This is a genomic window from Geomonas anaerohicana, assembly GCF_016458305.1.
Lineage (GTDB): Bacteria > Desulfobacterota > Desulfuromonadia > Geobacterales > Geobacteraceae > Geomonas > Geomonas anaerohicana.
On record NZ_JAEMHL010000001.1, the window covers coordinates 763822 to 786040 of the forward strand.

General features: G+C 61.9%; 14 protein-coding genes. 7 read left to right on the top strand and 7 right to left on the bottom strand.

Annotated elements, in window-relative coordinates; translation table 11 throughout:
* Positions 1–199: 199 nt before the first annotated feature.
* From JFN91_RS03165 to JFN91_RS03185, 5 genes are all read left to right on the top strand, one after another.
* Positions 200–1117: a D-alanine--D-alanine ligase gene (locus tag JFN91_RS03165; protein WP_199387745.1), complete on the top strand. Its 918-nt coding sequence runs from the start codon at positions 200–202 to the stop codon at positions 1115–1117.
* A 116-nt stretch (positions 1118–1233) separates the two neighbouring features.
* On the top strand, positions 1234–2058 hold the full coding sequence (locus JFN91_RS03170) for a cell division protein FtsQ/DivIB (protein ID WP_199387746.1): 825 nt from the start codon (positions 1234–1236) through the stop codon (positions 2056–2058).
* Between the two features lie 14 nt (positions 2059–2072).
* Positions 2073–3311, top strand: a complete 1239-nt coding sequence (ftsA, locus tag JFN91_RS03175) for a cell division protein FtsA (protein ID WP_183345316.1) — start codon at positions 2073–2075, stop codon at positions 3309–3311.
* A gap of 111 nt (positions 3312–3422) precedes the next feature.
* On the top strand, positions 3423–4577 hold the full coding sequence (gene ftsZ, locus JFN91_RS03180) for a cell division protein FtsZ (protein WP_199387747.1): 1155 nt from the start codon (positions 3423–3425) through the stop codon (positions 4575–4577).
* A 344-nt stretch (positions 4578–4921) separates the two neighbouring features.
* The gene (locus tag JFN91_RS03185) at positions 4922–7081 is read left to right on the top strand and encodes a sensor histidine kinase (RefSeq protein ID WP_199387812.1); all 2160 of its coding nucleotides are present in this window, start codon (positions 4922–4924) and stop codon (positions 7079–7081) included.
* Here JFN91_RS03185 and JFN91_RS03190 read toward each other — a convergent pair.
* From JFN91_RS03190 to lexA, 3 genes are all read right to left on the bottom strand, one after another.
* Positions 7047–10256, bottom strand: coding sequence for a DNA polymerase III subunit alpha (locus JFN91_RS03190; protein WP_199387748.1), 3210 nt, complete (start codon positions 10254–10256; stop codon positions 7047–7049). The two genes, JFN91_RS03185 and JFN91_RS03190, sit on opposite strands and share 35 nt — an antisense overlap.
* Positions 10257–10480: 224 nt before the next feature.
* Positions 10481–11731 carry a DNA polymerase Y family protein gene (locus tag JFN91_RS22365; protein ID WP_199387749.1) on the bottom strand — a complete coding sequence of 417 codons (1251 nt, stop codon included), beginning with the start codon at positions 11729–11731 and terminating at the stop codon, positions 10481–10483.
* Complete coding sequence (gene lexA / locus JFN91_RS03200; RefSeq protein ID WP_199387750.1) at positions 11707–12441, bottom strand: transcriptional repressor LexA; 735 nt, start codon at positions 12439–12441, stop codon at positions 11707–11709. Before lexA ends, JFN91_RS22365 begins: the two co-directional genes overlap by 25 nt.
* 1043 nt (positions 12442–13484) lie before the next feature.
* Between lexA and JFN91_RS03205 the strand changes: the two genes are divergently transcribed.
* Both JFN91_RS03205 and JFN91_RS03210 read left to right on the top strand, forming a co-directional pair.
* Positions 13485–14438, top strand: a complete 954-nt coding sequence (locus tag JFN91_RS03205; RefSeq protein ID WP_199387751.1) for a DMT family transporter — start codon at positions 13485–13487, stop codon at positions 14436–14438.
* A 134-nt stretch (positions 14439–14572) separates the two neighbouring features.
* A complete protein-coding gene (locus JFN91_RS03210; RefSeq protein ID WP_236014884.1) occupies positions 14573–15343 on the top strand; it encodes a DUF2459 domain-containing protein in 771 nt (256 codons plus the stop codon).
* Positions 15344–15427: 84 nt separating this feature from the next.
* Here the strand turns inward: JFN91_RS03210 and JFN91_RS03215 are convergent, their stop codons facing one another.
* The 4 genes from JFN91_RS03215 to JFN91_RS03230 all read right to left on the bottom strand — a co-directional run bounded on the left by JFN91_RS03215 (position 15428) and on the right by JFN91_RS03230 (position 22007).
* Positions 15428–17032, bottom strand: coding sequence for a methyl-accepting chemotaxis protein (locus tag JFN91_RS03215; protein WP_199387753.1), 1605 nt, complete (start codon positions 17030–17032; stop codon positions 15428–15430).
* 30 nt (positions 17033–17062) lie between these two features.
* Positions 17063–17464, bottom strand: a complete 402-nt coding sequence (locus JFN91_RS03220; RefSeq protein WP_199387754.1) for a response regulator — start codon at positions 17462–17464, stop codon at positions 17063–17065.
* A 210-nt stretch (positions 17465–17674) separates the two neighbouring features.
* Complete coding sequence (locus JFN91_RS03225) at positions 17675–19057, bottom strand: sigma-54-dependent transcriptional regulator (protein WP_199387755.1); 1383 nt, start codon at positions 19055–19057, stop codon at positions 17675–17677.
* 13 nt (positions 19058–19070) lie between these two features.
* Complete coding sequence (locus JFN91_RS03230; RefSeq protein ID WP_199387756.1) at positions 19071–22007, bottom strand: ATP-binding protein; 2937 nt, start codon at positions 22005–22007, stop codon at positions 19071–19073.
* Between the last annotated feature and the right edge of the window lie 212 nt (positions 22008–22219).

A 22219-nucleotide genomic window follows, 5' to 3' on the forward strand; every position in this document is an offset into this window, starting at 1 on the left:
GTTACCCTCACCCCGCCCCTCTCCCAGAGGGAGAGGGGGACACGAAAAGTTCCCTCCCCCGGAGGGGGAGGGTTAGGGAGGGGGAAGTTATAAGCTTTCCCCCCACCCGACCTCCCCCCTCCGGGGGGAGGAGTTACGGCCCCCCCTAGAGAGGGGAACAAGCCGGACGAAGGAAACAAAAAGAAGAGGACGTAACACGATGACTGTAGCTGACCTGAAAACCAAGAAGATTGCCGTGCTGATGGGGGGGCTTTCCGCCGAGCGCGAGGTGTCCCTGAACAGCGGCAAGGCCGTGCTCGCCTCCCTGCAGCGCCAGGGTTTTAACGCTGTCGGCATCGACGTCGGCCGCGACCTGGCCCAGCGTCTGGCCGAGGAGAAGGTGGAGCTGGCCTTCATCGCCCTTCACGGCCGCTTCGGAGAAGACGGGTCCGTTCAAGGTCTCCTTGAGTTGATGGCGATCCCCTATACCGGTTCCGGCGTGCTTGCCTCGGCGCTGGCCATCGACAAGGTCGCTGCCAAGGTGATGTTCGCCGCCGCAGGCTTGAGGCTTGCGCCCTACCAGGTGCTGCGCCGTGGCGAGGAACTGAAGCTTGAGAACCCCCTGCCGGTGGTGGTGAAGCCCTCGAAGGAAGGTTCCTCGGTCGGCGTCAGCATCGTGAAAGAGCCCGGCCAGATGGCAAAGGCGCTCGAGGATGCCTTCCGTTACGACTCGGAGATCCTGGTCGAAGCGTTCATTAGCGGCAAGGAAGTCCAGGTGGGCATCCTCGACGGCCGTGCCATGGGCGCTATCGAGATCGTGCCGAAAAACGAATTCTATGATTACGAGGCGAAGTACACCGATGGCGGCGCCGAGCACATCCTCCCGGCGCGCCTGCCGGAGAACGTGTACCAGGCGGTGTTGAAGGAAGGCGAGAAGGCCCACGCCGCCCTTGGCTGTGACTGCTACAGCCGCGTCGACTTCCTTGTCAACGAGGCCGGCGAGTGCTACCTCCTTGAGGTCAACACCCTGCCGGGCATGACCGATCTGAGCCTGCTGCCGGAGATCGCCCGCGGCTCGGACATAGATTTCGACCAGTTGGTGGTGCGCATCATCTCTGCCGCATCGCTGAAGATCTGAAAGACAGGTTAAGGTTGAGGTTAAGACGGTCTCTCAACCTCAACCCTAACCTCAACCTAGATGTATCGCCGGATGCTATTTAATTGCATTGAAATTCAATCTAGACGGTAACTGCCATGCGCGATTTACACGCCAAAAAACAGAGGGTGCCCCACAATAGGGTCAAGAAGCCGCCCAAGGAGCGTAAGCCCATCAACTGGGGCCCCATCCTCAAGTGGCTTTCCCGGGGGATAGGCGCCACCGCCATCTGCGCCGTCGCCGGTTTCGGCGGCTGGAAGGCGTACCACCTCGTCTCGCGCACCACGCTGCTCCGTCTGGAAACGATCGAGGTGTCGCCGCTGAAGAAGGTCTCCAGGGACGAGATCATCACCCTCGCCGGCGTCCGCCCCGGCGATTCCATGCTGGGACTCGACCTGAAGACCATCATGGCACGACTCTCCAAGGATCCCTGGCTGGAGCAGGTACAGGTGCGCCGCTACTTCCCGCACACCCTTTCCATCACCGCTTCGGAAAGGACCCCGCAGGCGGTGGCCAACGTTGGCTGCCTCTACTACCTGGACGAAAAGGGAGTGCTGTTCAAGTCGCTCTCCGAGGGGGACCGGCTCGACTTCCCGCTCATCACCGGCATCACCGAGGAGGACCTGACCCAGGATCCGAAGGGGTCCCAGGAAGCGCTGAAGAGCGCGCTGCAACTGATCGGCACCCTGAAGTCCGGGAGCGTGTTCAGCCTGGCGGATATTTCGGAGATTCATTACAGCAAGGGGTACGGCTTCACCCTGTTCACGATGCAGGGGGGCGTTCCGGTGAAACTGGGTAACGGCGACTTCAGTCAGAAACTGGCGCGCCTGTCCAACATCTACCGCGACCTCCAACCGCAGATGCATGCATTGGATTACATAGACCTCGATTACATCGACAAAATCATAGTGAAAAAAGTGTAGGAAAAGGGGGGAGTATGTCCGCAACCAGAAGGGATAACCTGATCGTCGGCCTTGATATAGGCACAACCAAGATCTGCGCCATCGTCGGCAACGTTACCGAGGACGGTATCGACATCGTCGGTATCGGTACCAGCCCGTCCAAGGGGCTCAGAAAAGGTGTCGTGATCAACATCGAGAGCACCGTATCCGCGATCAAGAAGGCGATCGAGGAGGCCGAGCTGATGGCCGGCTGCGAGATCAAGTCGGTCTACGCGGGCATCGCGGGCGGGCACATCAAGGGCTTCAACTCCCAGGGTGTCATCGCCATCAAGAACCGCGAGGTTTCCCCCGAGGACGTGAAGCGTGTCATCGAGGCCGCCAAGGCCATTGCCATCCCGATGGACCGCGAAGTGATCCACATCCTCCCCCAGGAATTCATCATCGACGACCAGGACGGCATCCGCGAGCCTCTTGGCATGAGCGGTGTCAGGCTGGAGGCCAAGGTGCACATCGTCACCGGCGCCGTCGCCAGCGCCCAGAACATCGTCAAGTCCTGCAACCGCGCCGGGCTGGAGGTTGCCGACATCGTCCTCGAGCAGCTTTCATCCTCCGAGGCCGTGCTCTCCGCCGACGAGAAGGAACTGGGCGTGGCGCTGGTGGACATCGGCGGCGGCACCACCGACATCGCCATCTTCGTGGACGGCGCCATCAAGCACACCTCCGTGCTTTCCCTGGGCGGCAACCATCTCACCAACGACATCGCCGTCGGCCTCCGCACCCCCATGGCCGAAGCCGAGCGCATCAAGCAGAAGTACGGCTGCTGCCTCTCCTCCCTGGTCGGCAAAGACGAGACCATCGAGGTCCCCAGCGTCGGCGGCCGCAAGCCGCGCATTCTCTCCCGCCAGCTCCTGTGCGAAATCCTCGAGCCGCGCGTCGAGGAGATCTTCACCCTGGTCAACCGCGAGATCGTGAAGAGCGGCCTCGAGGACATGATCGCCTCGGGCGTGGTCATCACCGGTGGCTCCACCATCCTGGAAGGTATGCCGGAACTGGCCGAGCAGATCTTCAACCTCCCGGTACGCCGCGGCCTGCCGCAGCGCATCGGCGGCCTCACCGATGTCGTGAATTCGCCGGTTTACGCAACCGGCGTGGGCCTGGTGGTGTACGGCTCCAAGAACGTCGGCGTGCACGAGTTCCCGACCCAGCAAAGTGACGAAACCGTCTTCCGTCGGGTGAGCCGCAGGATGAAGGATTGGTTTGGCGAGTTCTTCTAAAAAAACACAAGATATAGTGTTTTAGGGCTTCCATTATCGGGGCAAACGTAGTATAAAACCGGCTAATATTTTTGCCGCCGCCGGGGGGCGCGATAATAAGGGGGGTAGTTCATGTTTCATTTCGATGAAAGCATCGACCAGACTGCGAAGATAAAGGTGATAGGCGTTGGTGGTTCCGGCGGGAACGCGGTCAACACCATGATGGCTGTGGGCATCGCAGGGGTCGATTTCATCGTTGCCAATACTGATGCACAGGCGCTCAGGATGTCCAAGGCGCCGGTCAAGATACAGATCGGAACCCAGCTTACCAAGGGTCTCGGCGCAGGCGCGAACCCCAACGTGGGCCGCGACGCCGCCCTCGAGGATAGGGACAAGGTCGTCGAGGCACTGAAGGGTGCCGACATGATCTTCGTAGCCGCCGGCATGGGCGGCGGCACCGGCACCGGTGCTGCTCCGATCATCGCCGAGATCGCCCGCGAGCAGGGCGCGCTCACCGTGGGCGTGGTCACCAAGCCGTTCACCCGCGAAGGGCGTCAGCGCCTGGCCAAGGGTGAGGACGGCATCAAGGAACTCAAGAAGCACGTCGACTCCCTGATCGTGATCCCCAACGACAGGCTCTTGGGCCTCGCCGGCAAGTCCATGTCCATCCTGGACGCCTTCAAGCCGTCCGACGACGTGCTGCGCCAGGCGGTGCAGGGCATCTCCGACCTGATCACCCAGTCCGGCCTGATCAACGTCGACTTCGCCGACGTGAAGTCGATCATGAGCGAGCGCGGCATGGCCATGATGGGTATCGGTCTGGGCAACGGTGAGAACCGTGCCGTCGACGCAGCTCTGAAAGCCATCTCCAGCCCGCTGCTGGAAGACATCGACATCTCCGGCGCCAAGGGCGTCCTGGTCAACATCTCCGGTTCCTCCTCCATGACCATGGACGAGTTCGATGCCGCCAGCAAGGTGATCCACGAGAAGGTGCACGAGGACGCCAACATCATCGTCGGTCTCGTCATCGACGAGAACCTTGGTGAGACCATCAAGGTCACCGCCATCGCCACCGGCTTTGGCGACCGTTTCGACCTCGAGAAAGGGCGTCACGAGATCAAGAACGTGAGCACCCTGGTCAAGCCGCAGCCTGAAGTGAACCGCGAGATCCCGACCTACATCCGCGCCAAGCAGGAGCGTGAAGCCACCAGGCAGCAGCGCAGCTTCCTGATGGACGACGAGGATCAGTACGACATCCCGACCTTCCTGAGGAAGTCGGTCGACTAGTACCCGACCCGAATAAAAGCAAAAAGGCCCGGCCCCGTGAGGGAGCCGGGCCTTTTTTTATGCCGGACTCTCGCGGCAGAAGGGACTGGCTCCGTAAGGTGCCTGTCCCTCTAGCGGAACGCCCCTTTCAGCTCAGCCACCTTCCTCAAGCACTAAGGGGACAGGCACCTGGCGGAGCCAGTCCCCCTCTTTCGCAGAAGGGGGCCAAGATGGGAAACCAACATGCAACGGTAATAGAGACTTTCCCTAAAGCATCCGCCGATTTATCCGATATGTGCACAATGGCCTTTTCTGCAGCGAGGCCGTCCCTTGTGTCGCATACGACGTCGGAGTTTCCCTTGACGATGGAAGAGCAGCCACTCTACAACAGCAAGATCATCAGCATCTTCGTGAGCCTCCTGCAGAAGAAGTATCCGCACGTCGACGTGCCGGAACTGCTGCGCTACGCCGAGATAACTCCGTATGATCTGAGCGACGAGGGACACTGGCTCACCCAGCGCCAAGTGGATCGGTTCCACACCCGGATGACCCAACTGGTGGGGGCGGACATCGCCAGGGAAGGGGGACGCTACGCGGCGTCGGCCGCCGCCCACGGCATGATGATGAAGTACACGCTGGGGCTGATCGGCCCGGCCAACACGCTGCTCGCCATCGGTAAATGTGCAAGGAACTTCAGTAGGTCCGGGACTTACACTGCGACGAAACTGGCCGATAACCGCGTAGAGATTACCTTCGTGCCGCACGATGGGGTCGAGGAACAGCCCTACCAGTGCGAAAACCGCATCGGCATGTTCGAGGCCGTGGTGATGCTGTTCAACTACCACCCCCCCGAGATCGAGCACGACGAGTGCATCTTCCAGGGGGGCGAGTGCTGCCGCTACATCGTTTCCTGGCAAAAGACCCTGTACGCCAAGGTGCGCAGCCTCAGAAACCGCCTGGTCCCCCTCGCCCTCATCGTCTATGCACTGTTGCTGCACTTCGGGCAGGTGGGGCACCCGTTGACATTCCTCACCGCAGTCGGCTTCCTCGCCTTGGGGAGCTCTTACCTGGCACAGCGGATGGAAACGCGGGAGATCGTCACCGCCCTGGCCCAGGTGGAGGAATCGACCGAGCGCATCGTGGCGCAGATGGGCGTCAACTACAACAACGCCCGCATGGTCAACGAGGTCGGTCAAGCCCTCAGCAAGCAAAGCGGGATCACCGACGTGCTCAAAAACGTTACCAAGGTGATCGAAAAGCGGCTCGGCTATGACCGCTGCGTCATCATGCTGGCCGATGCCAGGAAGTCCCGCCTTACGTTCAGCACCGGCTACGGCTATACCGACGCCCAACGGGACGCGCTCCTCAACGCCTCCTTCGACCTCACCTCACCCGACGCCCAGGGCGTCTTCGTCACCTGTTTCCGTGATAACCAGATCAGGTTCGTGAGCGATTTCGCCGAGGTGGCGTACCTGCACACGCCGCGCAGCCTCGTCTTCTCCCAGGAACTGGAGGCCCGTTCCTTCATCTGTTGCCCCATCGCCTGTGACGGCGAAGTGCTCGGGATCCTGGCGGTGGACAACAAGAAGTCGCAGCGTCCGCTGATGCAGAGCGACCTGAGCCTTTTGACCGGCATCGCACCGGTCATCGGCATGAGCCTGCGTAACGCCATCCACCTGGAGCGGCAGCGGCGCATGTCGGAGCAGATCCGGCAGTCGCAGAAGATGGAATCGGTCGGGGTCCTGGCCGGAGGCATCGCACACGACTTCAACAACCTGCTTACCGGCATGATGGGCTTCGTCGCCCTGGCGCAGATGAAGCTGAAAAGGGATGACCCGGCCCAGGAGTACCTGGAACAGGTGCTGAGCGCCGCGGACCGGGCTGCCTCGCTGACCCAGGGGCTGCTCGCCTTCAGTCGCAAGCAGGTCAACCATCCCCAACCGGTCAACCTGAACCAGGTCATCGCCAACCTGCGCAAGCTGGTGAGCCGGTTGGTGACCTCGAAGGTCACGCTGCGCATCGAGCTTTGTCCGGGGAAACTGGCCGTCGTGGCGGACTCGGGACAAATCGACCAGGTGATCACTAATCTTGTGAACAACGCCCGCGACGCAATGCCGGACGGGGGGACCCTCACCATCTGTACCAGCCTGATGGACATGAACGAGGAGTGGATCGACCAGAGGGGGTATGGGAGGCCGGGCAGCTACGCTGTCATCTCCGTCACCGACACCGGCACCGGCATCGACGAGGCGACCAAGGCACACGTGCTGGAACCGTTCTTCACCACCAAGGAAGTGGGCAAGGGAAGCGGACTCGGGCTTGCCATCGTCTACGGCATCGTGAAGCAGCACGAGGGGTACGTCGAGATCGACAGCACCCCCGGCGTGGGCACCACCCTCAACGTCTACCTTCCGCTGCTGACCGGGGAGGCCGCGGCTGGCGTTGCCGACCTGCAGGATCCCGACGCGCCGCCTCCGAATAGCAGCTCCTTCAGCCGTCCAGAAAACCGACCCATTTCACCCTGAGCGTCGCCACGCCGAACTCCACCTCCACTACACCCTTCAAAAGGTAGGGGCGGCGCTGCGAGAGCTTCCGGCAAAAGCGCGCATAAACGTCCGGGAAAAATGTGGCGTCGAAGATCGCGGTCACGTCCTCGAAAGAGACGAATTCCATGGGGCGGCCGTGCTTGTCCTCCACCGTCTTCGTGGTGATCCACCATCCCACCATGGTCACCCACTGCCCCGAGTGCTTGATCAACTCCGATGCCTTGATGGGGCGGTGCCGCTGCCACTGCGCCTTGTACAGGGCGAGCGGGTGCCGCGAGGCGAGAAAGCCGAGCGCCTCCACCTCCTGCCTCAATACCGTTTCCGTATCGTAGGGCGGTGGCGTGGGGAGCTCGGTTTTCTGCTCGAAAAGCAGGGCCGTCGCCTGCTGCTGAAAATGGAGCAGTTCCCACAACAGTGCCGGCCGCCTTTGTTCCCCTTCCAGTGCGTCGAAGCATCCCGCTTTCACCACCCGCTCCGCATCCGCCCGCTGCACGTTGGCCCGGCGCAGGAACTCCGTGAACGACGTGAAGGGGCCGCGCTCGCGGCGCTCCTTGATGAGCCGCTGCGCCCCCTCGCGGGTCAGCCCGTCGATCTGCATCAGTCCGATGCGCAGCGTCTTCTCCAAACCGGTGTAGTGGTAGTCGCTCTCGTTGATGTCCGGCGGCAGGATGGTGAGCCCCAGCCTGCGCCCCTCCGAGATGTAGGCGAACGGCGAGTAGTAGCCACCCTGGTTGGAGATGACGGCGGCGATGAACTGCGCCGGGTGGTTCGCCTTCATGTAGGCCACCTTGGCGCTCAGGAGGGCGTAGCTTGCCGAATGCGGCTTGCAGAAGGAATAACCGGCGAAGGAGAGGATCTGGTCCCAGATCGCATCCAGCACCGGCCCGGTGACGCCCCGCTCCTTTCCCCCTGCGACAAACTTGGCGTGGAAGTCCTCCAGCCTTTTGCCGCGGTGCTTCTTGGTGATCACCTTCCTGAGCTGGTCCCCTTCGCTTGCCGAGAAACCGGCCAGTTCCATGGCGATCTGGGTGATCTGCTCCTGGTAGATGGCGATGCCCAGCGTCTCCCCGAGAACTGGTTCCAAGAGCGGGTGCAGGTGCGTCCATTGCTTGCCCTGCATGCGGGCCACGTATTCCTGGATGAAGCTGTTCGCCGCCGGCCGGATGATCGACGATGCCTGCACCAGCACCTCGAAGAGGTCGATATCGAAGGTCTCCCGCGGCGCCGTCGAACTCCAGATTTTCCTCAACAGCAGTCGCACCGAGGGCGATTCCAGGTAAAAACAGCCGATGGTGAGCCCGCGGCGCATCAGGCTCTGCGTCCTCTCGTCCTCCAGCGGGCGCCAGCTCGCGTAGTCGATCTCTATTCCCTTCTGCTCCTTCACCGCCGCCATCGCGTCCCGGATCACCGCAAGGGACCGGTTGCCCAGGATGTCGATCTTGACCAGTCCGGCGTCTTCGGCCTGGTCCTTTTCCCACTGGATCAGCGGCAGCCCCTTGTGCGAAATCTCCACCGGGACGTAGCGGCGGATCTCGTCCGGGACGATGACCAGCCCGCCGCAATGCAGCGACAGGTGGCGCAACTGGCCGTTCAGGTGGCGCGCCGTGGCGACGATCTCCTGCCAGTCCGGTGACAGCGTCTCTCCCTGGAACAGCGGGTGCCCCGACATCGCCGCGGCACTCTGTTCAGCGCGCCAGAACCCCGAGATCCGATCCGTCATCTCCTTGATCTCGAAGTCCGGCAGCCCGTACACCTTGGCCACCTCGCGCAGGGCCGATCTCCCCTTGAAGCCGACCTGGTTCGCCACCATCGCCGCGCGCGCGGCGCCGTAGCGGGCGAAAGCGAAGTCGAGGATGGCGTCGCGTTCGTCCCAAGGGAAATCCACGTCGATGTCGGGCGGGTCGCTGCGTCCCTCGTTGAGGAAGCGTTCGAAGAAGAGGTTGTGGCGGATGGGATCGACGTGGGTGATGCCGAGGCAGTAGGCGACCAGCGACGCCGCCGCGCTCCCCCGGCCGCAGGTGCGCTGCGACTGCCGGGTGATCTCCTCCACCACCAGGAAGTAATGCGCGAACCCCTTGTCGCGGATGATGGAGAGTTCCTTCTGCAGGCGCGCCTCCACGTTGGCGGCGATGCTGCCGTAGCGCCAGAGTGCCCCCTCGCGCGCGCGGCGGTTGAGCGTCGTGAAGGCATCGTCGTTGCCCAGCCCGCGGAAGGCCGGAAAGATGGTGCGGGAGAAGTCCCACTCCCTGCGGCACATGGCAGCTATGCGCAGCGAGTTCTCCAGCGCCTCCGGGCAGTGCGGGAAGAACTCCGCCATCTGCGCCGGAGCGTAGAGGGCGTCCGACTGGCAAGCCGTCACTTCCGGCGTCAACCGTGACAGTTTGGTGTTGAGGTGAATGGCCCGCAGCACCCGGTGTAAGTGGAAGTCGCCCAGAGGGGACTGGCTCCGCCAGGTGCCTGTCCCCTTTCCCCCTTGGGCTATGGCGTTGGCCTCGGCAGCATTGGAGTGAGGGGGACAGGCACCTGCGGAGCCAGTCCCCTTCCCGCTCTTTCCCATACAGAGTAGGCTCGCTTCGTTCCCATTTCCCCTCTCCCCCTGGGAGAGGGCCGGGGTGAGGGCGTCGGCAGCACCGGAGTCTTGGCCCAAGCGCCCCGCACGCAGGAGCGCGCGCGAAGTTGCCACCGCCGGCAGCTTCAGTTCTCGCGCCGTTGCCAGTGCCCGGTGCATGTCGTGTCCCGGCGACAGCTCCACGAAAAGCCTCTCCGCCGAAACCCGCTTCAGCGTCGAAAGCAGGCGCCGATCATCGCTCACGACGATCACCCCGTGCCGGTAGCGGGTGAGCGCGTGGCAGAGGTCGAACGACGTGTCGCAGTGCAGGTCCGAGAGCAGGCGCGAGATGTTGGCGTACCCCTCCTGGTCCGCCGCCAGCAGCACCGCGCGGTTTTGCTCCGTTACCGCCTCCGTGCCGATGATGGGAGAGATGCCCGCCTCACGTGCCGCGTCGAGGAATCGCGGCACTCCGTAGAGCCCGTTGCGGTCGGTGAGGGCGAGCGTATCGAACCCCAGCCGCACCGCCTCCGCGCAGAGCGCCTCCGGCGAGAGCACCCCCCAGTTGGGGGAGAGGGAAGAATGTACGTGAAGATGAATGAACATGCAGAACCAGAAAAGCTGTTACGCAAAGTACGCGGAGTGTACGCAGAGAACGCAATGAGAAGAATCTGGCCGAGGGGAGACCCAACCCCAAGATTCGTTCAAAGATTTTGTTTTAGCCGTCCCCCAAAAAAAGATTGTCTCCGCGTTCTCCCAAGCACCACTAGGTTACGGCCTTTCTCTGTGTCCTCTGTGAACCCCTGTGTCCTCTGTGTTCCGCTTTTTACTTAATTTTTTGTCACCGTCATGTACTTGTTCTGCTCCGGGTCCCACGCCGCAGGCGCTTCGCTGGCAAGGGTGACTTCCCGGCGCGCCGCCAGTCCCTTCCCCCAGCGCACCGCGTTTTTGCCGTGTTTTTCCCTCAAGAGGTCCAGCGTCTCCTGCAGATCGGTCTCCTTGCGCGACACCTCGGCCGGTGCGGCGGCAAAGAGATCCATCTGCCCCGCATCCTCCGCCACCTGATCGCAGCTAAGCCGCAGCCCCTTGACCCGCTGACGCCTCTTGCAGGTGGCGAAGAAGAGTTCCTCCACGGCCGCCAGCAGCGGCAGGTCCAGCGACGTCGGAACCGGCAACACCTTCTTCCCCTGCTGTGTTACGCCGTCCGCGTACATCACCGAGAGCGTAATCTTGCGCGCCCCCTTGCGCAGCCGCCGCAGTCTCAGCCCGCATCCCTCCACCAGCCGCAGCAGTTCTGAAAGCAGGATGGCGTCATCGTTCTCCTCCTGCTCCAAAAGCCCTTCCTCGACGATCTCGGTCGACATGCGCGGCGGCTGTACCGGCGAGCGGTCGATGCCGCAGGCCCGGTCGTGCAGCAGCGGCGCAAATGGACCAACTGCCAGCCGCAGTTGCGGCACCGAGAGCGACGCGACCTCCTGAACCAGTTTCAGATTGAGATCGCGGAAAAGAAGCGTCTGCCGAGACTCTCCCACTCCCGGGAGTACCGAGACGGGGAAAGGTGCGAGGAAAGGGCGTTCGGCGCCGTGGAAGACGTCATAGACACCCGGTTCCCGCATAGTGTCCGCCGCGACCCGCGACACCAGCTTGTTGCCGCCCGCGCCGGCCATAGCCTCCAGCCCCAGTTCTCCGGCTATCGACTTTTCCAGCCGCGCCGCCACGTCGCGTGCGGGGCCGAACAGTCGTCTCGACGCGGTGACGTCCAGGAAAACCCGACCCGCTCCCGGTTCCACCATCGGAGTGAACTCCGCCGAGAGTTCCATGAGCGCGTGGCTTCCTTTGGCCATCAGGTGCGGATCAGGCGCGATCACGATAAGCGACGGGCAGGACCTGCGGGCATGATAGATCGGCGTCCCCACGTGCACACCCTCGGCGGCAGCCTCCGACGAAACCGACTGCAGCAGCGCACGCTCCGAGTTGAGCGGAGCCACCGCCACCGGGCGCCCGCGCAGCTGCGAATGGATCACCCGTGCCAGCGCGATAGGAAAAGCGGGGATAGTTATGTGGAGGATTTCCCGGTCCACTTGCGATAAAACCTCATGGAGCCCACCAGCACTCCCCTGATATGAAACTCGTCCTCTTCCGTCACCGTGATGGGGCTCATCGCCGAGTTGGCCGGCAGCAGTTGGATCGTATTCCCCTTGCGCAGGTACTTCTTGATGGTGATCGATCCGTTCACCTCCGCGATCACTGTCTGGCCGTTCTCCGCGACCGCCTGCGGGTGTACCGCCACGTAGTCGCCGTCCATGATCCCCATCTCCACCATCGAATCCCCGCGCACCTCGTAGACCACGTTGCCCGGCCCCGCCATGGCGGAAGGGACCTCGATGGCGTCCGCCAGTTGGAACGCCTCCACCGGCCGTCCCGCCGCCACGATGCCCACCAGTGGCAGTTCCAGGAAAGTTAGACTCCCCCCCTGGCCCACTCCCCCAGCCACCGCAGCCCCTCCCTTCGCGAGCCTCGGCGCCGCAAGCGTTTCCTTCAGAGAAGAGGCCGCAAGCGTCCCCCCCTTTGCGAAGGGGGGATGGGGGGGATTTGAAAGTTGCAGCCCCCTCTTGGCATTCCCCTGTCGCGCCAAGTGCCCATGCCGTTCCAGCGCGCGCAAGTAATGCTGCACCGTCCCCAGCGAATCGAACCCGCATCCCTGCGCGATCTCCAACTGCGAAGGCTGGAACCCGTTGCGGTCCACGAAATCCAGGATGAAATCAAGCACCCTCTTTTGTTTAGGTGTCATTCCCAACCTCCATTCCATCACGCCCATTCCCCCCTCTCCCTCTGGGAGAGGGGCAGGGGTGAGGGAAGATGGTCACTCGATCAGGGATGCGAGAATACTCGCAAGTTCTTCGCAAGTCAAGCGCGGGTGAATGTGAAGGGTGACATTGATGAACAACGGTGAAAGGATGGTATAAATCCGTGGTTGATTAAAACTCTCCAATATTTGGAGGCCGGTATGGACGGGAACACACTGATCATTATCGGGTTAGGCGTTATCGCAATTGTGCTGGCAATCGCTGTTTTTGCCCTGTTTCAAAAGCGGCAGACTGCCGGTCTGCGGCAGAGAGGTTAGCCCTTGGAGCGCCACAACATGGCTGCCGGAAGTTCCCGGCAGCCGCTTCATTTTCCACACTTCAACACATCCCGCCTCCGCGGCAAGACTTCGTTTGGCAAAGTACGACCGTACTTTCGCAAAGTGCGTTCATAAAATCGTAAAGTACGATCACAAAATCGTAAAGTACGGTCGCAAACTCCCAAAGTGCAGGCACAAAATCGTAAAACGCGTCCTAAAATCGGAAAACACAATGACAAAATCGGAAAACGTCACCCTGAAATTCGAAAACAGGATGACAAAATCCGAAAACGCCATGACAAACTCGTAAAACGTCCTCGTAAATCGGTAAACGCGACCGCAACATCGGAAACCCGATCATGAACCCATGAAAGCTGCCCCGAGTTGGTCACTTGAGAAGCGATCGCTTTAGCTCCTTCCCACCATGTAAGGTGGGTCAATCTGGATACTCGTTAGCTGCTCGTCGCAACGGTTCGGTAATGTCTCGAGGCAAGTAAAGTGTTTGACAACCTGCACCGGCTGCTGATATACACCTCCGCATGTACTATCCCTTCTCCAGCATACTTCCCCCTCTCGCCGCCATTCTCGCCTAGCAAGGCAGTCTGGCAGCTTCCCCATCCTGTTCGCGTCCAGCGTTCCCACTAGAGTTGCGCCTTTCTGCCTTGACCTCTGAGTGCTTCTTTCCCCTCTGAGCTTCAAGGAGATTTCACATGCAATCCATACACTCTGCCCGCGCCGAGTCGTGCAACGGGCTTTTATTGATCATGCTCGCCGCCGTCCTTTGGGGGACCGTCGGCATTTCCACCAACATCATCTACAAACTTGCCGCGACCAACCCGCTGTCCATCGGGTTTTTCCGGCTGACGACATCCCTTCCCGTCTTGTTCTTCATGTGCTGGGTCCGGCTCGGTACGCAGATGTTCCGGGTCTCATGCGGGGACCTCGCACTTATGGCGCTTATCGGGCTGCTGACAGCGCTGTACCAGGTCTGCTTCTTCGGCGCCATTGCGCGTACCGGAGTCGCGGTGGCGACCGTCGTTACCCTTTGTACGGCACCGGTCATGGTGGCTGTCGTCTCCGCCGCCTTCGCCAGAAAAAGGACCTCCAGAACCATGCTGGCGGCCCTCGCGGGTTCCCTCTCGGGCACGAGCCTGCTGGTCCTGTTCCAGGAGCAGTCTAACAGCTACGGAGCGGACGCCGGTGGCATCGGCCTTGCCTTGGTGTCTGCCTTTTGCTACGGCATGATGACCATTTTCTCTCAGAAGATGGCAGCGCGCCGCGATCCTTTCCAGTCTCTTGCCATAAGCTTCAGCCTGGGGGCTGCCATGCTGTTCGCCTTTGCCCATTCACGAGGTATTGTCACGACCTATACACCTCAAGCCTGGATGCTGCTCGTGTACCTGGGGACGATACCGACCGCCCTCGCCTATGTCCTCTTCTTCAACGGCATGCGTTCAACTTCGGCAACGGCGGCCAGCATCAGCACCCTGGTGGAGCCTATGGTCGCGACCCTGCTGGCCTGGTTCCTCTTCGGCGAACGTTGCACTCCCGTGGGCTTTCTTGGGATTGCCCTGCTGGCAGGATCGTTGTTGCTGTTGTACCTGGGTGCCACGGCCTCCCTGCGTAAAAAGGGGACGATCGTGGCCGATGCGGGCGTGAGGTGAGTGCGAGGCCTTCGGAAGTGAGCGGCGGTTTCCTGCGTTGACGGCACAAATCGCCCTGATAAGATGAACTTTTCTGCGTCAGGGAGGTTCACATGGTAAAGCCAGGGGGGCGATGGGTGCCGAAAGAAGGGTTGATGCTGCTTTTGTCCCTGTCGCTGCTCCTGGCTGGTTGTGCCGCCGGGAAAAAGTGGCAATACCTGCCGGCTACGAAAGCGGAGGAGCGGTCCATCTACGTGATAGCCCACGGCTGGCACGCGGGGATCGCGCTGCCGGTGGAAGAGCTCGGCGAGGAGTTGGGCTTCGTCAAGGAGTTCCTGCGCCCGGGGCGGTACTACGAATTCGGCTGGGGAGAGGCGGAGTTCTATCAGGCCGACAAGGTCACCCCCGCCATTTTCCTAAAGGCGGTGTTCTGGAGAAATCCCAGCGTCATGCACGTATTCTCGATGCCGGTTCCCCCGGCGGAGCAGTTCAGCGGCGCCGACCTGGTCGAACTCAAGCTGTCGCAAACGGGCTTGAAGCACCTGAAGGACAGCTTGCGTGCCAGTTTCAAGCTCGCCCCGGCGCAGCGCCCCTACCCGTTGAAGAGGGGGCAGCAGGGTGAGTACCGTTTTTTCAAGGCGGAGGGGGACTACCTCATCACCCATACCTGCAACACCTGGACGGCCAAGATGCTGGCAAGCGGCGGCGTGCCCATGGACACCGTCTTTACCCTGCGCTCGGCGGGCGTGATGCGGCAGGTAAAAGACGCGAGGAAGGAGTACCTGAGGCTGCGGCCGCAAGGAGCGGAAACGGGTAACGAGCGGCGGGCTCTTCCCAGCTCGCTCCAGCTTGCCCCTTTGGCAAAGGAAGGAGGGGACTGGCTCCGCCTGTTGCCTATCCCCTTAGTGCATGGGGAGGGCGGTTGAGCTGAAAGGGGCGTTCCGCCAAAGGGACGGGCACCTAACGGAGCCAGTCCCTTCTGCTTGTTGTCGCCCCTTCCGCCTCTTTGGTTATGCCACCTTGAAGCGGCTCACCAGGTCCTGCAGCTCCTGGGCCTGCACGGCTAACTGCGCCGCCGCGGTCGCGGTCTCTTCCGCCCCCTTGGCGCTTTGCTGCACCACCTCGGTGATCTGCTGGATGTTGCTGGTCACCTCTCCGGTAGTCGCGGTCTGCTCTTCGGCTGCCGTCGCGATCTGGCTCACCTGCATGGATACCTCGTTGATCCGGTTCAGGATCTCCTCCAGCGCCTGCCCCGATTTCTGCGATGAAACCGCTCCCTTTTCCACCTCGACCACCCCCTCCTCCATGGCCTTCACGGCAGCCTTGGTGTCGTTCTGGATGGCCTTGATCATCTCGCCGATCTCCCTTGTCGCCCTGGTGGTCCGCTCCGCGAGCGCCCTGACCTCGTCGGCGACGACAGCGAAGCCCCGTCCCTGGTCACCGGCCCGGGCCGCTTCGATGGCGGCGTTCAAGGCCAGCAGGTTGGTTTGGTCCGCGATGTCCTCGATGGTGCCGACGATGTTGCCGATCCGTTCGGAACTCGAACCGAGCGCCTCGATGGTCAGGGAGGTCTCCCGGACCCTGTTGGCGATGACCCCCATCCCGACGATGGTCTCCTGGACGACCTGGGCCCCGGTGCCGGCAGCGCTGGCGGAGAGCTGGGACGCTTCCGCTGCCATGGTGCAGTTGCGGGCGATATCGCTGCTGGTGGAGGCCATCTCCTCGCTGGCTGTGGCAACGGTGTTGGTCTGGCAGGCGACCTCTTCGGCACCGGTCGCAATCTGCTCGGAGGTGGCATGGAGCTGGTTGGAGGCCGAGGCGATGCCGGTGGAGATGTCGACGGTCCGGGATATCATCTGGCGCAAATTGATGACCATGTGCTGCAGGGCGGACATCAGTTGCCCGGTTTCGTCCTTGGTCTTCGCTTCCGGGCTGACACTCAGGTCGCCCGCCGCGATGGCGTTGGCAACGCTTACCGCGTCAGCCAGCGGCCTGGTTATCCCCCTGGAGATGAACACGCCCAGAGCGAGGGACACGAGAAAGCCGAGCGCGGTGAATGCCAGCATGATGTAGCCGGAACGATCGGCGTCGGTGGAGTTGCGCAGGGAGGTCTCCCTGGCTGTCTTGAGGTTGAGGTCGAGCACCTGTCTCAGCAGTTGACGGATCTCGACGCGCTTTTGTTTTTCCGAGGCCCGCAGCGCGAGCATCTCCTCGAACTTGGCTCCCTGTGCCAGCGACCTCATGTGCTCCGCGTACTTGGCGTAGCCGGCGAGTCCCTCCAGCATCCGGTTGTAATTCTTCTCGTCCTCGGCGTCGATCAGGGTGCTGCGGTATTCCTTGAGAGCGGCATCTATCTGTTTCAGGTCACGCTCGACCAGATCGAGATAGTTGGGATCGGCCTTCCTTTCCAGGGCCAGGTAGTTCAGGTTCGCGACGGACCGCTCGAACCCTTCGGTGATCCTGGCCAGCTGCCCCAGCGGCACGGTGCACTTCTCGTACAAGAAGGTGTCGGCCTTGTCCACCTTGTGGATGTCCAAGTAGCCTATGATCCCGATGATGGCAGCTATGCACGCGACCGCAAAAAAACCCACTAACAGCTTCGTTCCGACTTTCATCTTTGTCTCCTTTCGATCTTGAACGACCGGTTACTCCGCGTTGTGTTTCGTCGACGGGCGCCTTGGCAACCCCAACTGCTGCAGGCATGACATGAACTCCACGACGGTGAAGGGTTTGGCCAAAACACCGTCGGCACCGAGCGTTCTGGCAGCGGCCAGCAGGGGATCCTTGTTCCCCCAGGGGGATCTCCTCAGCAGGGCAAGGATCCGCGGGCACTCCTTTTTCATTTTCAGGTTCAAGATCACGTCGAGGCCGTTGGTCCCCGGCATGAGGAGTTCGGTGACCACCAGGTCGAACGAGATGATGTTGATCATCTTCAGACCGGCCAGCCCGGTGTGCGCCGCGAAAAGGATGTAGCCGGCATCGGCCAGAGGATCCTGGAGCCGTTCGATTGTCGTCACATCGTCATCTATGAAAAGAACTGAGGCCATGGTCATTCCCTCCTATCGTATCCGCCTGTTCGGGCGGGTGCCGGTGTCCCTTCATGGGGACACGTGCTGCGCTGGGCGCGCTTCCTGGCCGTATACATCGCAGGGGGCGTGCCAAGAACAGGTTTGTCGAGAAAACGGAGGGTTAGCGGCGGAAGGGAAGGGGGGTGTGTCCCTCGGGAGGGACACGTGCGGCGGAGAGGGGACACAAGCTTAGCGGTAAAAGATCTTCCGGTTCACCTTGAGCAGGTCGGCGGCCTTGCGCTTGTTGCCGTGGCAGCGTTGCAGGGTTATCTCCAGGACCTTTCCGGTGAAGTCGTCCACGATGGCACTGAGGCTCAGGTCACCCAAGGGGATGCGCACCTGGTAGTCAACGGCGTCGGTATCGCTGTCGGTGGCGAGGGGGGAAGGGGAAGGGGAAGGGGAGAGCCGGATATGCCCGGGCTTGATCAGCTCGTCGCCCACCATGATGGCCGCGTATTCGAGTACGTTGCGCAGCTCGCGCACGTTGCCGGGCCAGTCGTAGGCGGTGATCAGTTCCATGGCCTGCTGGGCCACCCCCGGCAGCGCCTTGCCCAGGTGCTTCCTCAGCAGCTTCAGGAAGTGGTCGACCAGCAGCGGGATGTCTTCCTTGCGCTTTCTCAGCGGTGGGATGGTAATCGGCACGACGTTGATGCGGTAGAAGAGATCCTCGCGGAACCTCCCCAGCTTCACCTGTTCGGCCAGGTCGCGGTGCGTCGCCACGATCACCCTGAAGTCGACGGGAATCTGCCGGTTGGATCCGGTCTTCTCGTAGACGCGTTCCTCGAGCACGCGCAAAAGCTTCGCCTGCAGTTGCAAAGGCATGTCCCCGATCTCGTCCAGGAGGATGGTGCCGCCGCTTGCCAGGCTGAATTTCCCGTCACGCTCCTTGTCCGCCCCGGTGAAGGCCCCTTTGGTGTGGCCGAACAGCTCGCTCTCCAGCAGGGACTCCGGGATGGCGGCGCAATTGACCCCGACGAAGTTGCCGGGGAGCCCGCCGGAACCGACGTGGATGGCGCGCGCGAACACCTCCTTGCCGACCCCGCTTTCGCCGAGCAGACTCACCGTCGTCTGCGGAGAGGTGGTGATGTGGGCGGCGACCTCCAGTGCCTGCCGCATCAGCGGAGAGTTGGTCACGATGTTCTGAAAACTGTACTGATCGGAGAAATGCTCGCGCAGGTGCTCGTTCTCGCCGGAGATGCGACCGAATTCGAGGGCCCGTTTCAGGATGATGTCGAGCGTCTGGGGCGTGAGAGGCTTTTCCAGGAAGTCGAAGGCGCCGCTGCGAACGGCGTCCACCGCGCTTTCCACGCTGCCGCGTGCCGTGAGCACGATGAAGGTCAGGTTCGGCGACTGCAGCTTCGCTTTCCTCATGAGCTCGATGCCGTCCATCCCGGGCATGTTCAAGTCGGTGATCACCAGGTCGACCGGGTGGCTGTCCACCAAAGAGAGGGCCGACTCGGCATCGGAAGCGGTGATGACCTGGTAGCCCAGGCGCAGTACCTGGTTTTTGAAGGCCAGCAGAAAGACTTCTTCGTCGTCTACCAGCAGAATGAGTGGATTTTTTATACCCATGGTGGTTCCCCGTTTAACGAGCCGCGTCGAGAGCCGCCAGCAGCCGTTCTAGTTCCCGTTTGATCCCTGACACTGCTTCTGCCATGGCGCCGGGGTCGACGGCACCCGATCCCGACGCATCCTCCAGTGTGCCGGCAAGTGTTGCCAGCGACTGGCCGCCCACTGCGGCGGCAGCTCCTCTCAGCTTGTGAGCGAAGAAGCATATCTTGGCGCAATCGCCGCCACGCAGCCCGGCCTCGATCTGGTCCAGATATTCCGTAGCCCTGGCCCGGAACAGGTCGATCACCTCGACATCGTCGGTGATGTTTTCGGAAAGAGAGACATCCTGCACAACAGCCTCGGCCGGTGCGGGTGCGGCATCCCTTAGCACCCTGCCGATCTCCTCCCGGAGGCGGTGCAATTCCAACGGTTTCTGGACGTAGTTCATTCCCGCTTCGACGATGCCGCGGTGAGCCACGATGTCCGCGGTGTATCCTGACATGAAGATCACCTTGAGGTCAGGCCTCACCCCCTTGATTCTGTCGACCATCTCCTTCCCGTTCATCTCGGGCATGATGACGTCGGTCAGGATCAGGTCGATGGCCTGACCCGGCTGCTCGCAGATCGAGATGGCGGCTTGGGGCGATTGCGCCTGGATGACGGTGTAGCCCAGCTGCTGCAGCAGCTTCGACGCTATCCTCATCAGCATCTCTTCGTCTTCCACCAGGAGAATGGTTCCGGTGCCGGTCGATGGCAGGTCCCCTGCCTCCTCGCTTTCCGGCGTCGGTTCTGCCAGGCGCGGCAGGTGGATGTAGAAGGTGGTCCCCTGTCCGGGCTCGCTGCAGCACTGGATAAACCCTTCGTTCTGGGTGACGATGCCGTAGACGGTGGAGAGGCCGAGTCCGGTACCTTCGCCCAAAGGTTTGGTGGTGAAAAACGGCTCGAAGATGCGCTTTTGCGTCTCGCTGTCCATGCCGCACCCGGTGTCGGCGACGGTCAACAGGACGTAGTCGCCGGGGCGCGCGCCGGGATGAGAGTGGCAGTAGTCGCTGTCGATGTGGATGTTCTTGGTGGCCAGTGTCAGTGAGCCGCCGCCGCGCATGGCGTCGCGGGCATTGACCGACAGGTTCATCAGGATCTGGTCGACTTGCGACGGATCCATCCTGATGGTCCACAGATCCGCCCCGGGGAGGAACCTGAGCTGCACGTCTTCGCCGATCAGCCGGCCCAGGTTGGTCCGAGCCTGCGCCACGTGGGCATTTAAGTCGATGGCCTTCGGGAGGATGGCGTCCTTGCGCGAGAATGCCAGCAATTGCCTGGTGATGCCGCTGGAGCGCTCGGCGGCCATGGTGATGGCGTCGAGCAGCTCCCACAGCTCGCTCCCTTGCGGCACTTTGGGCATGGCGAGCTGGGCGGCTCCGAGGATGACGGAAAGCATGTTGTTGAAATCGTGGGCGACGCCTCCGGCGAGCCGACCGATCGATTCCATCTTCTGGGACTGGTACAGCTGTTCCTCCAGTTTCTTGCGCTCGGTAAGGTCCTGGATGAAGCCGACCAGGCACGGTTCCTGGGAATGGGGATCGGTGGTGGCCATGATGTAGAATATGGCGTCCAGCAGGGAGCCGTCTTTGCGGTACAGGGTTACCTGGCGCTGCACGTAACTCCCCTGCGCGCTCCTCGCTGCGGCGACCAACTCGGCGCGGGCTTCGGGCGAGGCCCACAGTCCGGCCGCCCCTGACGGATTGACTTCGTCCATCATGCCCTGCGGGCTGCTGTACCCGAACATTGCGGCCTGCGCCCCGTTCATCTGCAGAAAGCGGCCGTCGAGGGTGGTGCGGAACATGCCGACGGGAGAGCCGTCGAAGAGGGAACGCAGGTGCCCCTCGCTCTCGGCCAACCCCTTTTCCGCCCGGATGCGGTCCTCGATCTCCTCTTCCAAAAGCGCGGCCTGTTCCTGGAGGTCCTCTTCCCTTTGCCGGACTGCTTCCATCGCCTCGGTTTCCTGGCGCCAGCGCCGGCGGATCTGGCGCACCGAGAACAGGGATAGCAGGGTGAAGAAAGCCAGCAGGGCTGCCGCAAGCCCCGCCTCGTGGTACCAGGGGGCGAGGTAGTCCTGGGTGGCCTGCCCGACGAAGATGTACAGGGGATGCTTGGCGAGCTTGCGGTAGCTGATGGTCCGTCTGATCCTGTCGGTTTTCACCTCGGCGGTGTAACTGCCGTGATCGGGGGTGGCCCGCACGGACGCGAGGACTTCCCGGGAAAGGTTCCTCTCCCCCACGGCGCTACCCACGCCTTGGCGGTCCGGGACCCGGACTATCTGCGCCAGGTCGGAGTCGCGCAGCGACATCGCCCCGTGCGGGCCCAGGTCGAGAGAGGCAAAGGTCTCCTTGAAGTGTTCCAGGGTGATGGTGCCGGTGACGATCCCAAGGAAGGTGCCGTCGGCCGCGGAGACTTTCCTGGCGATCACCAGCACCCACTTCCCGGTGGCGTGGCTGACCAGCGGCTTCGAGATCACCATCTCCTTGCGCGGGTCGTCCCGGAGGGCGCGGAAGTATTCACGGTCGGAGGCGCTGATGATGCGGCCGGGGGCGAAGTCGGTGCCGCAGATGAGCTCGCCCCGAGCGTCCGCAACATGGATGCCGTACAGTTCAGGTGTCTGTTTTTTCAGGCGCCCGAGGAAGGAACGCATGAGCGTCGGCTGCAGGCGACCTTCCGAGAGCTCCGCGCCGGCCTCTTCGGCAACCGCGAAAAGCACCGTGTCGATCCTGTCGATGATGCTGGATACGTTTGCCTCCAGCGTCTGGGCGAGGTTGTAGGTGGAGAAGGCGACACCTTGGGCATACTGCTGACGGATCTTGTAAAGGGATAGCCCGACGATGGCATAAACGAACAGGTTGAGCAGTATGGCAGTGGCCAGCAGTCGAGCAGCCAGTCGTGTTGGTGCTTGACCGCTGGTACGGGTATCTTTCATCACTTCCTCGTGTTTGGAAAGGTCTATGACAAGGGTATGTTTGATGGGTGATTTCAACTGAACAGCAAAACCCCTCTCGAAGGCACAGTATACCGTAATTATGCCAGTGTCACTCGGTGACAGATTTGCCAGTTTTATTTTGTAACTGGACGGCAGCAGTAGGTGGTCCGGTACAAAACGTTACGAAATTCCACATCCTGTTCATTCTCTCA